This is a genomic window from Roseateles oligotrophus, assembly GCF_014204525.1.
Lineage (GTDB): Bacteria > Pseudomonadota > Gammaproteobacteria > Burkholderiales > Burkholderiaceae_C > Paucibacter_A > Paucibacter_A oligotrophus_A.
Map to the genome: position 1 here is coordinate 308,010 of NZ_JACHLP010000001.1, position 12,324 is coordinate 320,333.

Genomic DNA, 12,324 nt, shown 5'->3' on the forward strand with positions numbered 1-12,324 from the left:
GCAACCCCCTCAGAACAAGCCCAGGGCCGCGCTGCGGGTGACCGAAGCACCGATCATATAAGCCAGGAACAGCAGGGACATGACATAGCCCAGGCTGCGGAACTCGCCCCGCCCCATGGCCCAGTGGGCGCAGACGGTATAGGCCAGCAGCGCGATCAGCTTGCCCGCCAGCCAGCCGTCGTACAAGGGATTGTGGTGGCGCAAGGCCCACAGGCTCAGGCCGGTGACGGTCATCAAGAGGTCGTTGCCGAACACCACGACCCGCAGCCGCGCATCCATGGGCCAGGCCTGCTCGAACTGGAAGGCCAGGCCGCGCGCCAGGAACAGCGCCAGGCTGAACCAGCCCATCAAGGCGTGGATCTGGCTCATCTGTGAATCAAAGGAATACTCCATAACGCCTCGGCCCCTCAGTCTTTCTAGACCCGAGCTTGGTCCAGCCCGGGCGAGGCTGTCAAGCCTGTTTGAGCAGGGGCGAGCAGAGCAGGATGAAGAGCAGCAGATTGCCCAGCACGCTGGCCCAGAACCAACGCCTGAAGCCCGGCTTGCTGGACTTGTGGCGCAGCAGTTGCTGGGCCAGCAAGGCGCCGGGCCAGCCACCGGCCAAGGCCAGCAGGTGCAGGGTGTTTTCCGACACCCGCCAATCGCCACGCCGGGCGGCACGCTTGTCGCCGGCATAGACGATGAAGCTGGCCAGGCTCAGGGCCATATACAGGCCCCAGACCGCCGGCGGCAGTTGCCAGGCCAGGTGGCAGACCAGGTAGAAGGCGGCAAACAGCGGTACCAGCCAGAGGCTGCGGGCGCTGGCGGCGGCGGCCGGCCGGGCGGGCACGGCAGCCTGCAAGGGCCTGACCTGGAGCGCCCGCCACTTGCCCTGCGCATCCTGCGCCAGTTCATAGCTCAGGCTCTGGCCCAGGCGCGGTGGCTCGGCCTGCAGGGCAAAGGCCTTGATATGGACGAACACGCGGCCCCCACCTTTTTGGGGGCTGATGAAGCCATAACCCTTGGCCTCGTCCCACTGGCTCAGCCGACCTTGTTCTCTTGCCATGTCTTGCGCAAAGTAAAAAGGCCCGCGTCAACAGCGGGCCTTCCGGTTCAATCAAGCATCAACGGCCGAAACCGCTGCGGCGCGGGGCGCCACCGGCGGGGCCGGCGCGCTTGGGACCGCGCGAGTCGAAGCCACCCGGGCGGCGATCGCCACCGAAGCTGGGCTTGTCGCCGAAGGACTGACGGTCGCCACGGGGGGCAAACGCAGGCCTGTCACCACGCGGCGCGAAACCGCGGTTGTCGCCGCCACGGTCGAAGGAGGGGCGATCATTGCCGAAGGAAGGCCTGTCGTTGCCAAAGGCCGGACGCTCATTGCCGCGGTCGAACGACGGTGCGCGGTCGAAGGAAGGACGGGCATCCTGGCGGAAGTCGCCACGGGGGGCGAAACCTTCGGGACGGCCACCTTCACGGACGAAGGGCTTGCCACTGTCGCGATGGAAGGACGGCTTGCCGCCAAACTTATTGCCACCGAACTTGTTGCCGCCGCCGAAGCCGGGCTTGTTGCCCCAGCCTGCGCCACCGAAGCGAGGGCCGCGATCATCGAAGCTGCCGGCGGGCCGGGGCGGGAAGATGCGCGGTTCTTGCGTCTTGGGTTCCAGACCTTCGATCTGGGCCGAAGGAATGGTCTGGGTGGTGAACTGCTGGATGCGGCGGATCATGGAAACATCATCACGCGTGGCCAGGGTCACGGCCAGGCCTTCACGACCGGCGCGGCCGGTACGGCCGATGCGGTGCACATAGTCCTCGGCCTTCATGGGCAGGCCGTAGTTGATCACGTGGGTGATGGTGGGCACGTCGATGCCGCGGGCGGCCACATCGGTGGCCACCAGCACGCGCACTTCGTGACGGCGCAGCGCCATCAGCACGCGGTTGCGGCGGCCTTGCGGCATGCCACCGTGCAGGGGCGCCACGGCATGACCCAGCTCTTGCAGGCGCTCGGCCAGCCAGTCGGCGTCACGCTGGGTGCTGGTGAAGACAACGGCCTGGTCCAGGTCCTTGTCGGCCAGCAGATGCTCCAGCAATTGGTCCTTGTGATTGTTGTTATCGGCCCAGTGCAGGCGCTGGGTGATGTTCTCGTGGGTGTCGGTGTGCGAAGCCACGTCGATGCGCTGCGGATCGCGCATCAGATCATGGGCCAGGCGGCCGACGTGGCCGGCGAAAGTGGCGCTGAACATCACGGTCTGGCGCTCGGCGGGGATGCGGTCGGCAACGAACTTGATGTCGTCGATGAAGCCCATGTCCAGCATGCGGTCGGCTTCGTCCAGCACCAGGATCTCGACGTTATCCAGCACGCACTTGCCCGATTGCAGATGGTCCAGCAGACGGCCGGGGGTGGCGATCAGGATGTCCAGCGGGCCGCTCAGCTGGCGGATCTGCAGGGCGTAAGGCATGCCGCCCAGCACGGTAGCGATCTTCAGGCCGGGCACATGGCGGCCGTAGGTCTGGGCGGCCTTGGCCACTTGCATGGCCAGCTCGCGGGTGGGGCACAGCACCAGCACGCGGGGGCCGTAGTTCTTGCCACGGACGCGCTCTTGCTGAGTCGCGCGGCTGGCCAGGATCTTGCTGAGGGCCGGCAGGATGAAGGCGGCGGTCTTGCCGCTGCCGGTACGGGCCGAGACCATCAGGTCCTTGCCGGCGATGCCGGCGGGGATGGCCAGGGCCTGAACTTCGGTGGCGGTTTCGTAACCGGAATCCTTAACGGCACGCAGGATGGACTCGTGCAGGCCCAGATTTTCAAATGTCATATCTTCTTTCAACAAAGCTGTGCCCCGCCTGCCGGGCGCGCCAAAAAAGCGCTGATGCAGACGAACGCACACGCTTGACCGCGCACAGCAAAGAAAAGCGCGCCAAGCCAGTAAGGTCGCCGGGAGAAAGCTCGCGTCGTGCGCCAGGTCTTGATGAGTCGGCAATGGTTTGCCGAGGGTGCCTGGGGCGGCGCCGGGGGAACAGTCAAAGCGACGGCATCGCCGCCGACCGAACCCGAAGGGCGTTCAGCGCATCACCCAAGGTGGGAGCTCAAGATCACGACAGATGCAGCCTGAATGAATCAGGTCCAAGGCACTGCGCGCTCATCTTGTCACTGCGCGCAAAGCTTCAAATCTTGAAGCGTCTGGGCAGCGGCCTGAACAGAGGTCAGAGGAGACGTACGAAATGCAGGAGCAACAAGCACTAAAAACCAAGGCCCGCACTCCAAGCAAGCCTGCGACTATAGCACACTAGGGTTTTCACGGAAAGTATTTTCTTTGGAACGCCAGGCCGGGGTGTGATTCCATCACGCCCCGGCGGCCCGCAGGCCTGCTTATTCGGGCAACAAGCTGCACAGCAGGGCCAGCGACTGCATCCAGGCAGTCAGCGCTTCCCCTTGCAGCAGCCGCTGGCTGGCGTCACCGTCCAGGCTGCACAGGGGCAGCTCGGGCAAGACATCCATGGCCTGCAACATGGCCTGCTCCAGACCTTGCTGGGCTTGCAGCTGAATCAGCGGCAGGCCGCGCGTGTCCTCCTCGCACATGGCGGACAGACGGCGAGCCAGCAGCTCTTCGCTCCAGGGCAGCTCCAGATTGATCAGGCCCAGGCCGGCATCCGCGCCTTCGCTGATGAGCTGCAGGCCGGTGGCCGCGGCATCGCTGATCAGCAGCACTTGCACACGCTCGTCCTCGCGCCAACGGCCTGCCAGCGCCTGGCGCTCGGCCAGGCCTTGGTCGGCGCTCAGCTGCAGCAGCTCGAAGCCCTGGGACTGCAGGCGCCTGGCCAACAGGCTCAAGGCATCGTCCCACTGGCAGAACACCACCAGGCGCTGTGCGGCCACACCAAGCAGCTCACGCGCCACCGCGGCCACGGCGGCCAGCTTGGGCGCGTCCGCCGGCAGCTCGGCCGCGGCCGGAGCCAGCAGTTGCGGGCTGATGGCCAGGCGACGCAGGCTCTGTACGGCACGCGCCAGCGCCAGTTGCTCGGCGTCCGACACATAGCCGCTACGCTCCCAGCGCTGCACGCCGCGGCGCAGCTCGCGCAACAAAGGCAGTTGCAGCGCTTGCTGGGCCTCGCCCAGGGCCACGCCGCGCAGCTGCACCAGGGCGGGCGGCAACACGGCCGCTAGATCGGCCTTGCTGCGGCTGAGCATCAGGCGCTCCAGCGTCTGGTCCAGCGCATCCAGGCCCACAAAGCCCTGGATCTGGCCGGCCGCATCGCGCCTGACGTGATGGCTCAGCAAGCGCGCGTAAGGGCCGCTGCGCTGCGAGTCCAGCAGGTCCACCAGGGGCAACAAGACCTTGGGCTGGCTATTCAATAGTTGGCCGCTCAGCAGCAGCAAAAAGCCCTGTTCGGGCCGCGCGGCCTCCAGCGCCTTTAGGGCGGCCAGGGCCTGGCCATCCAGGCGACCGGCCTCGTCCACGATGATGAGTTCGGGCGCAAAAGCCTGCAGCTGGCTCAGGTCCTGAGCCAGGGCCGAGCTGGCGCAAATTTTGATCTGCGCCGAGCCATCGGCGAGCTGCTCGGCGCGGGCCGCCGCATCGCCCCAGACCAGCTGGGCCGCACGGCCGCTCAAGGTCTGGGCCTCGGCCAACCAACGGCTCTGGGCCGACTCGGCGCAGAGCAGCAAGACCCGTTCGACGCCGAAATGGCGCATCAAAAGCTCGCTGGCGCCCAGGGCTTGGGCGTACAGGCCCAGGCCCAGCTCATCGGCCAGCAGGCTACGGCCGGCGCTGACGGCAAACAAGGCCGCCTCCAGCTGGAATATGGGCAGGGGCAGCTTGAGCAGATTGCGCAGGGCCGGCGTTGCCAGGCCTTGCGGGTAGTTTTGCTCCAGGCGCAGCACGCGCTGGCCGGCATCACGCTTGTGAGCCAGCAGCGGCCACACGCCCTCCTCCACCCGCAGCTCATGGCCGGCCGCGGCCGCCAGCTGCAGCAGCTGGGCCAGGGCACCGGGCGCCTCCGCGCGCAGCCGGCCGGACTCGTCCAGCAAGGCCTGCGCCGCCTCGGCCAGCGCAGGGGGGCATGCCCGACCCTGGCGCCAACGCAGCTGGCGGCGGGCGCCAAAGCGCAGCAAGACCTCGCTGTAATCGGCTTGCGGGCCGGCACGCAAGGCCTCGGCCGTCACTGGCTGGCTCAGCAGCTGAGCCAGGGCGAAGTCGACATGCTCACAGCTGCCGCGGTCGCTGCGCGGGAAGGCGGCGCAGTCGCAACGGCAGTCCATGGCCAGGGCGCCCTGCACCTGCACGCGCCAGCTCTGACCCGCTGCCTCGATCTCGCTCACCCGGTACTCGCCCAGCACCGAGCCGGCGTTCTGCGCCTGCAAGCGGAAGCGAGGCGGCTCGACCGGCGCTGCGGGAGCAGGAGCCGGGACCGGCGCAGGCTTGGCCTGAGGGGCTGCGGGCGCGGGGGCTGTTTTTTTCGCTGACTTGCTGGGCGCTGGCGAAGGCTTGGCCTTGGCCGGCTGGGCTTCGAGCGGGGCCGGAACAGCAGAGGCCGCGGCTTCAAGAGCCTTGCCGGTCTTGACCTTTTGGACAGGCTTGGCAGGCTTGGCGGGTTTGGCGGGTTCGGCCTTGGCTGCGGCTTTCGGTGCAAGCTTGGGCGCAGCCTCCAGCACGCGCTCGCTGGAGCTCAGCGCACGCTTGGAGGCTTCTTCCACGGCCTTCTTGGCCGCGCCTGCGCGCTTTGCCGCAGCCTTTACGAGCGGCTTGGGCGCGGGTGCAGGCTCGGGCGCGGGCTCAGCCACGGGCTTGGCCGCCGCCTTCTTGGGCTTGGCCGCGAGCTTGGGCTCGGGCTCTGCCTTGGCCACAGTCTTGGCCTTGGGGGCCGCCTTGGCGGGCTTGGCTGCCACAGGCTCGACAACTTCAACAGGCTGAACGATGGGCTTGGCCGCCGCCTTCACCTTCTTGGCCGGAGCCGCCTTGGCCTCGACGGCAGCAGCAGCAGCGGGCTTCGCGACCTTGGTCTTCTTGGCCGCAGGCGCCTTGCTGTCGGCCTTAGGCTTGGCCTTGCTAAGGGCCTTCTTGGCAGCAGCTTTGGCGGCCACCTTCAGCACTGGCTGGGTCGGCTGCACTTCAAGCACCAGCTCAGGCTGCTTGCTTTTGACAGGCGCCGTTTTTTTGGCGGCGACTTTCTTGGGGGCGGACTTGCTCGTCGCGCTGGTCTTTTTGGAGGCTGTAGCCATGGGATGCAATCAGTATTCGCAGTATTCGATTAAGGAGACGATGGGCGCCGCTTGTCAGGCACTCGTCGCACCCTCGTCCGCAGCGGCGGCCCACAAGCGGGCCGGGCACCAGCCGCGCAGGCTATTGAAAAAGGCAAGGTCTTGGGCCCGGGCGAGATCGCTTTTCAGCAAGCGCGCCTCGCTCAAGGTCCCGAGCTGCAGAAGTTCTTCGCGGTAGACGCCGGGCAGCAAGCCTGCCTGCAGCCGGGGCGTTAGCCAGCGGCCGTCCATCTTCAGCGCCACATTGCCGAAAGAGCATTCGGTCAGCTCGCCATCGGCGTTCCAGAGCAGCACGTCAAAGGCTTGCGCCGGTTTCGTGCTGGAGAAAAATTCATAGGCTTCACGCCGTGTCGTTTTGTGTTGGATGAACTCGGCGCCCGGCCCCTGCGTGTCGATAGGGCTGGGCGCGAGCGCAAGTATCACGCACATTGGCGTGGCCGGCAGTGACAAGCACTGCAATTGCACAGCGCCTTGCGGGCTCACGGTGATGCGCAGCCGCCAATCGCCCGAACCCTGGCTCTGGCTCAGGGCATCGAGCTGGCGGCGCAACTCGGCCAGGGAGAACTTGATGCCGAAGTGCTGGGCCGTGCGCTGCAAGCGGGCCAGATGGGCGCTCAGGCGGATGAATACCCCGTCCTGCAGGCGCAGGGTTTCCAGGGCCGAGATGGGCGCCTGGGCGCGCAGCAAAAACCTGGCCTTGGCCCGCCATTCGGCCACCTCGGCGCCGGCCTCGGAGTCCAGCGTGATGGCGCTGCCAACGCCCACTTGCAGGCGCCCGGCGCCGCGCTGCTCGACCGTGCGTATCGGCACATTGAAGCTCGCCACGCCGCCGGGCTGCAGCAGGCCCAGCGCGCCGCAATACCAGCCCCGCGCCTGCGGCTCCAGCTCACGGATGATTTGCATGGCGCGGATCTTGGGCGCGCCGGTGACCGAGCCGCAGGGGAACAGGGCCGCAAAAATCGCCGAGAGCGGCAGGCGCGGCGCGCTCACCGCCGTCACCGTCGAGGTCATCTGCCAGACGGTGGGCAGGGCATGCAGCTCGAACAGGCGCGGCACCCGCACCGTGCCCAGCTGGGCCACCCGGCTCATATCATTGCGCAGCAGGTCCACGATCATCAGGTTCTCGGCCCGCTCCTTCTCGCTGGTGCGCAGATGGGCCTGGGCGGCCTCGTCCTCCACCACATCGCGGCCGCGCGCGGCCGTGCCCTTCATGGGCTGGGCGGCCAGCAGCCAGGCGGTGGCGGCATCGGGCACGGGCCGCCAGTCGAAGAACAGCTCGGGTGAAACGCTGGCCACACCCTGCTCGCGCAGAAAGAGCGAAAAACCACCCGGCTGCCCGCGGTGCAGGGCCAGGAAGTAATCGGCCAGGTCCACGTCCCCAGCATCGGCTTGCAGGCGGGTGGTGAGGTTGACCTGGTAGCAGTCACCGGCGCGAATCCACTCACGGATGCGCTCGATTTGCGCACACTCGGCGGGCTCGGCCTGGCTGTCCGACCAGGGGCCACTCAGCAAACCGGTCTGCGCCTGCACCTCCGGCCAGGGTTGGGGTGCCGCCTCGAACACCGCGAACTCGGCCAGCGCGCCCTCGCAGGCCTGGCTTTGCAGCGCGGCATCGAAGGCGGCCGCCGCCTCGTAGCGCAGCCCCCCCAGCACCCAGGCGCCCGCGCGAGCGGCCTGGTGGGCGGCGTCCAGCACGGCCGCCACCTCGCCGGCCTGCATGGCCCGCAAGACCCGGCTGGGTGGCTGGTAAAAGGCGCCGCGCACCCGCTCGCCGTCCTCGCGCGCCAGCGGGTGGCGGGGGAAGTCGAACGCCGCTTGCAGCTCGGAGGCCTTGTTCACAGCAGGCAGGCCCAAGGCATCAAAGGCTCAGGAAATGCTCGCGGTAATAGGCCAGCTCATCGATGGACTCGGTGATGTCGGCCAGAGCCGTGTGGGCCTGCGCCTTCTTGAAGCCGTCCAGAATCTCCGGCTTCCAGCGCCGCGCCAGCTCCTTCAGCGTGGACACGTCCAGATTGCGGTAGTGGAAGAACTCTTCCAGCTTGGGCATGTAATTGGCCAGGAAGCGGCGGTCCTGGCAGATGCTATTGCCGCACATGGGCGATTTGCCGGCCGGCACGTATTGCTTGAGGAAGGCGATGGTCTGGGCCACGGCCTCGTCTTCCGTGATGGTCGAGGCCTTGACGCGATCGATCAGGCCGCTCTTGCCATGGGTGCCCTTGTTCCAGGCATCCATCTTGTCCAGGGTCGCATCGCTCTGGTGGATGGCGAAGACCGGGCCTTCCACCCGCACATTCAGCTGCGCGTCGGTGACGACCACGGCGATCTCGATGATGCGGTCGCGCTCCGGGTAGAGGCCGGTCATTTCCAGGTCGATCCAGATCAGGTTCTGCTCGTGCGGGGCCAGGGCGGGCGCGGTGACGGCCAGGGTTTCGGGGGTCGTGCTCATAGAGGGAGGAATCAATGGACTTTGAATGGGCGCTATTGTCGCAGCCCTACACTCCAGCCTATGTTTTCAAGCCTCCCCTCAATCTCTTTGAACCCACAGACCCTGGCGCTGGCCTTTGCCCTGGCCATTCTGGTGAGCCTGGTCACCAAGTTCTGGCTCAATGGCCGTCAGGTCCGCCATGTGGCCCGGCACCGCGAGCAGGTGCCCGAGCCCTTCGCCGCTGTCGTGCCGCTGGCCGCCCATCAAAAAGCCGCCGACTACACCATCGCCCGCAGCCGCTTCGGTCTGCTGAGCCTGGCTTTTGGCACCGTGGTGCTGCTGGGCTGGACCTTGCTGGGCGGGCTCAATCTGCTCAACAAATTCCTGGTCGACGCGCTAGCGCCGCAGTTCGGCGGCATGGTCTATCAGCTGGGCCTGCTGCTGACCTTCACCCTGATCGGCGCCCTGCTGGACCTGCCCTGGGAGCTGTACAACACCTTCCGCCTGGAGCAGCGCTTCGGCTTCAACCGCGTCACCTGGCGGATGTATATCGCCGATGCGCTCAAGAGCGCCCTGGTCGGCGCCCTGATCGGCCTGCCCATCGCCGCGCTGATCCTGTGGCTGATGGGCGCGGCCGGCGCCAACTGGTGGCTGTGGGCCTGGGGCGCCTGGGTGGGCTTCAATGTGCTGATCCTGGTGCTCTACCCGACCGTGATCGCCCCGCTGTTCAACAAATTCGAGCCCCTGCCGGATGAAGGCCCCGAGGGCTTGCGCGCCCGCGTCGAGGGCCTGATGCAGCGCTGCGGCTTCGCGGCCAAGGGCTTGTTCGTGATGGACGGCAGCCGCCGCTCCGCCCATGGCAATGCTTACTTCACCGGCTTCGGCCCGGCCAAGCGGGTGGTGTTCTACGACACCTTGCTGAGCCGGCTGAACGGCCCCGAGGTCGAGGCCGTGCTGGCCCATGAGCTGGGCCATTTCAAGCACAAGCATGTGGCCAAGCGCATGGTCCTGATGTTCGCGCTGAGCCTGGCCGCCTTCGCCCTGCTGGGTTGGCTGTCGCGCCAGCTGCCCTTCTACCTGGCCTTCAATGTGGAGCCGAATATGGCGGCGCCCAACGATGCCCTGGCCCTGCTGCTCTTCTTGCTGGTGGTGCCGGTGTTCGGCTTTTTCTTCACGCCGCTGGGCAGTTATTTTTCGCGCCGCGACGAATTCCAGGCCGACGCCTATGCCTGCGCCCAGGCGGGTGGCGCCGACCTGGCCTCGGCCCTGCTCAAGCTGCACGAGGACAATGCCGGCACGCTGACCCCCGACCCGGTCTACGCCCGCTTCTACTACTCACACCCGCCGGCCAGCGAGCGCCTGGCGGCCTTGCAAACCTCGAACTGAAGCCGACACGATGTCCTCTTCCCTGAATCTCTTGACCGCCCAATGCCAGCCGCAGACCACGGCCCTGAGCGAGGCCGAGCTGCCCACCTGGCTGGCCCTGGTGCCGGGCTGGAAGCCGGTGAAGTATGACGATATGCCGCCGGCCATCGAGTCACACTTTGCCTTCGACAACTTCTACCAGACCATGGCCTTCGTCAACGCCGTGGCCGAGATCGCCCATGGCCAGGACCACCACCCCGACCTGATCGTCAGCTTCGGCGCCTGCACCCTGCGCTACAGCACGCACTCGGCCGGCGGCTTGACGCCCAACGACTTCATCTGCGCCGCGCAAGTTTCGGCCCTGCCCGAGGCCACGGCTGCATGAGTCGCCATAGCGACCTCGATCTGGGCCTGGTCGTGCGCGGCCATGGCCGCCACTACATCGTGGAGGACAGCGAGGGCCAGCGCCGGGTCTGCCATCCGCGCGGCAAAAAAAGCGATTGCGTGGTCGGCGACGAGGTGCGCTGGGCGCCCAGCGGTTCCGACGAGGGCGTGATCGAGGCGGTGGAGCCGCGCCGCAATCTGCTGTTCCGCCAGGACGAGTGGAAGACCAAGAGCTTTGCCGCCAATGTCGATCAGCTATTGATCCTGGTGGCCGTGGAGCCGGTGTTCAGCGAAAGCCAGCTCTGCCGCGCCCTGATCGCGGCCGAAGCCGCCGGCATCCCCAGCACCATCGCCCTGAACAAGACCGATCTGCCCGGCAGCGAAGCCGCCCGTGAGCGCCTGGCCCCCTACCGGGCCATGGGCCTGAATATGCTGGAGATCGCCCTGAAGGGCGAGCCTCAGGCCTCGATTGAACAGCTGACGCCCTGGCTGAGCGGCAAACGCAGCTTTGTGATGGGCCCCAGCGGCACCGGCAAGAGCACCCTGATCAATCTGCTGATCCCCGACGCGAAGGCCCAGGTGGGCGACATTTCACAAGCCCTCAACTCCGGTCGCCACACCACCACCACCACCCAGTGGTACTGGGTGGATGGCGAGCGCCAGTCGGCCCTGATCGACTCACCCGGCTTCCAGGAATTTGGTGTGCGACAGGTCGAGCCGGCCCAGCTGCCGCTCTTGATGCCCGATCTGCGCGCCCACGCCGACCATTGCCGTTTCTACAACTGCACGCACCAGCACGAACCGGGCTGCGGCGTGCGTGCGGCGGTGGAGGCCGGCCAGATCAGCGCCAGCCGCTACCGCATCTACGGGGAGATCCTGGCCGAGCTGACGGCCAAGCGCTGGTAGGGCAAAAGTCTCGCAAGCGCCGACTGCGGCGCGGCGTGCCAGGGCGGCCGGCGCACACAGCGCCGATACTGCAAGCCAGCTTCGCCACCCGGCCCCGCCCATGACCGCCACCCTGCAATCCCTGGCCACCGACCTGCTGCGCCTGAGCCTCTGGCTCTTGCTGCTGGCCCTGGTCTTCATCCCCCTGGAACGGTTTTGGGCCGCCAGCACCCAGCCGCTGCGGCGCCAGGGCTGGCTCACCGACCTGGGCCACTACTTCGCCAACGGCCTCTTGCCCGCCCTGGTGCTGGCCCCCTTGCTGGGCCTGGTCGCCCTGGCCCTGCACGGCCTGGTGCCGACCGGCCTGCATGCCTGGGTGGCGCAATTGCCGGTGGGCTTGCGGATTGCCGCCGCCTTGGTGGTGGGTGAGCTCGGCTTCTACTGGGGCCACCGGCTGATGCACACCCTGCCCTGGCTCTGGCCCTTCCATGCCATCCACCACAGCGCCGAGCAGATGGACTGGCTGGTCAACACCCGCGCCCACCCCTTCGACATGGTGTTCCAGCGCCTGTGCGGCTATGTGCCGCTTTACATCAGCGGCCTGGCCCACCCGCTGGCGGCAGGCGGCGACGCCGTCTCCATCGCCGTGCTGCTGCTGGGCGTGGTCTGGGGGTTTTTCGTCCACGCCAATGTGCGCTGGCGCTTCGGGCCGCTGGAGCATCTACTGGCCACGCCCGCCTTCCACCACTGGCACCATGCCAACGACGGCCCGGCCACGCTCAACAAGAATTACGCTGCCTTGCTGCCCTGGATGGACCGGCTGTTCGGCAGCTACCACCTGCCCGCTCATCTGCCCCGTTACTACGGCAGCGACACCCCGGTGCCCCCGACGCTGCTGGGCCAATGGCTGCAACCGCTGGGGCTGAACAAGGCAGCAGCCCCCGCCCGCGAGCCGCCGCCCTGAGGCAGGCCTGTCAAGCAGCAATAAAAAAGGCTCCGAGGAGCCTTTGCTGTAGCGCGGTCCTGTTCCGCC

Annotated in this window: 10 protein-coding genes; 4 read left to right on the plus strand and 6 right to left on the minus strand. The window is 67.3% G+C overall.

Going from position 1 to position 12,324, the window contains the following annotated elements:
* Window positions 1-9: 9 nt before the first annotated feature.
* The 6 genes from HNP55_RS01455 to orn all read right to left on the minus strand — a co-directional run bounded on the left by HNP55_RS01455 (window position 10) and on the right by orn (window position 8,678).
* On the minus strand, window positions 10-369 hold the full coding sequence (locus HNP55_RS01455) for a SirB2 family protein (protein ID WP_184295412.1): 360 nt from the start codon (window positions 367-369) through the stop codon (window positions 10-12).
* 82 nt (window positions 370-451) lie between these two features.
* Complete coding sequence (locus tag HNP55_RS01460) at window positions 452-1,045, minus strand: DUF1294 domain-containing protein (protein WP_184295414.1); 594 nt, start codon at window positions 1,043-1,045, stop codon at window positions 452-454.
* 58 nt (window positions 1,046-1,103) lie between these two features.
* Window positions 1,104-2,789 (minus strand): DEAD/DEAH box helicase, encoded by a 1,686-nt coding sequence (locus HNP55_RS01465; RefSeq protein WP_184295418.1) that lies wholly within the window; start codon window positions 2,787-2,789, stop codon window positions 1,104-1,106.
* Window positions 2,790-3,343: 554 nt separating this feature from the next.
* Window positions 3,344-6,193: an SNF2-related protein gene (locus HNP55_RS01470; RefSeq protein WP_184295421.1), complete on the minus strand. Its 2,850-nt coding sequence runs from the start codon at window positions 6,191-6,193 to the stop codon at window positions 3,344-3,346.
* Between the two features lie 54 nt (window positions 6,194-6,247).
* Window positions 6,248-8,086: a chorismate-binding protein gene (locus HNP55_RS01475; protein ID WP_246448099.1), complete on the minus strand. Its 1,839-nt coding sequence runs from the start codon at window positions 8,084-8,086 to the stop codon at window positions 6,248-6,250.
* A 4-nt stretch (window positions 8,087-8,090) separates the two neighbouring features.
* Window positions 8,091-8,678 (minus strand): oligoribonuclease, encoded by a 588-nt coding sequence (gene orn / locus HNP55_RS01480; protein WP_184295424.1) that lies wholly within the window; start codon window positions 8,676-8,678, stop codon window positions 8,091-8,093.
* Window positions 8,679-8,738: 60 nt separating this feature from the next.
* On the opposite strand from orn, the gene HNP55_RS01485 reads away from it, so the two are divergent.
* The 4 genes from HNP55_RS01485 (at window position 8,739) to HNP55_RS01500 (ending at window position 12,255) form a co-directional block, all read left to right on the plus strand.
* Window positions 8,739-10,043 carry a M48 family metallopeptidase gene (locus HNP55_RS01485; protein ID WP_184295427.1) on the plus strand — a complete coding sequence of 435 codons (1,305 nt, stop codon included), beginning with the start codon at window positions 8,739-8,741 and terminating at the stop codon, window positions 10,041-10,043.
* A 10-nt stretch (window positions 10,044-10,053) separates the two neighbouring features.
* Window positions 10,054-10,407, plus strand: coding sequence for a 4a-hydroxytetrahydrobiopterin dehydratase (locus HNP55_RS01490; RefSeq protein ID WP_184295430.1), 354 nt, complete (start codon window positions 10,054-10,056; stop codon window positions 10,405-10,407).
* The gene (gene rsgA / locus HNP55_RS01495) at window positions 10,404-11,312 is read left to right on the plus strand and encodes a ribosome small subunit-dependent GTPase A (protein WP_184295433.1); all 909 of its coding nucleotides are present in this window, start codon (window positions 10,404-10,406) and stop codon (window positions 11,310-11,312) included. The genes HNP55_RS01490 and rsgA overlap by 4 nt, the downstream gene beginning before the upstream one ends.
* A 100-nt stretch (window positions 11,313-11,412) precedes the next feature.
* Window positions 11,413-12,255, plus strand: coding sequence for a sterol desaturase family protein (locus tag HNP55_RS01500; protein ID WP_184295436.1), 843 nt, complete (start codon window positions 11,413-11,415; stop codon window positions 12,253-12,255).
* Window positions 12,256-12,324 lie beyond the last annotated feature (69 nt).

Excerpts from the sequence above, each read along its gene's own strand:
- HNP55_RS01455 (WP_184295412.1), bottom strand. The coding sequence starts at position 369 with ATGAGCCAGATCCACGCCTTGATGGGCTGGTTCAGCCTGGCGCTGTTC.
- HNP55_RS01460 (WP_184295414.1), bottom strand. The coding sequence starts at position 1,045 with ATGGCAAGAGAACAAGGTCGGCTGAGCCAGTGGGACGAGGCCAAGGGT.
- HNP55_RS01465 (WP_184295418.1), bottom strand. The coding sequence starts at position 2,789 with ATGACATTTGAAAATCTGGGCCTGCACGAGTCCATCCTGCGTGCCGTT.
- HNP55_RS01470 (WP_184295421.1), bottom strand. The coding sequence starts at position 6,193 with ATGGCTACAGCCTCCAAAAAGACCAGCGCGACGAGCAAGTCCGCCCCC.
- orn (WP_184295424.1), bottom strand. The coding sequence starts at position 8,678 with ATGAGCACGACCCCCGAAACCCTGGCCGTCACCGCGCCCGCCCTGGCC.
- HNP55_RS01485 (WP_184295427.1), top strand. The coding sequence starts at position 8,739 with ATGTTTTCAAGCCTCCCCTCAATCTCTTTGAACCCACAGACCCTGGCG.
- HNP55_RS01490 (WP_184295430.1), top strand. The coding sequence starts at position 10,054 with ATGTCCTCTTCCCTGAATCTCTTGACCGCCCAATGCCAGCCGCAGACC.
- rsgA (WP_184295433.1), top strand. The coding sequence starts at position 10,404 with ATGAGTCGCCATAGCGACCTCGATCTGGGCCTGGTCGTGCGCGGCCAT.
- HNP55_RS01500 (WP_184295436.1), top strand. The coding sequence starts at position 11,413 with ATGACCGCCACCCTGCAATCCCTGGCCACCGACCTGCTGCGCCTGAGC.